Raw genomic sequence first — 262 nt, 5'->3', positions numbered from 1 at the left:
GGGTGGTAGCCGCTTGGCCTAGGCGGATATACGAAAGGCCAACATCAATCAAAGTCTTTAGTTTGCGAGCAATAACAGGCACGGGTTCAAAGAAGGTGTGAGCGTCTTCAACGGTCATGTTCAATACTTCATCGATAGACTTGCCCTTGTATTTCACCTCAAGGGTCTCATGGTTGTATCGCTTACCTTTACAAGAATCACATGGCACATACACATCCGGTAGGAAGTGCATCTCTACCTTAATCACGCCATCACCCTGACA

1 protein-coding gene is annotated in these 262 nt (G+C 46.9%); it reads right to left on the bottom strand.

The window, feature by feature from the left end; genetic code table 11:
• On the bottom strand, positions 1 to 262 hold a 262-nt coding region (locus tag AB4585_RS24505; protein WP_372171355.1), incomplete at both ends, for a hypothetical protein.

The sequence above is a fragment of the Vibrio sp. 10N.222.49.C9 genome (assembly GCF_041474985.1).
Classification (GTDB): Bacteria; Pseudomonadota; Gammaproteobacteria; order Enterobacterales; family Vibrionaceae; genus Vibrio; species Vibrio crassostreae_C.
The sequence above is the reverse complement of the archived record's forward strand: the minus strand, read 5'-3'. Positions and strand labels throughout refer to the sequence as shown.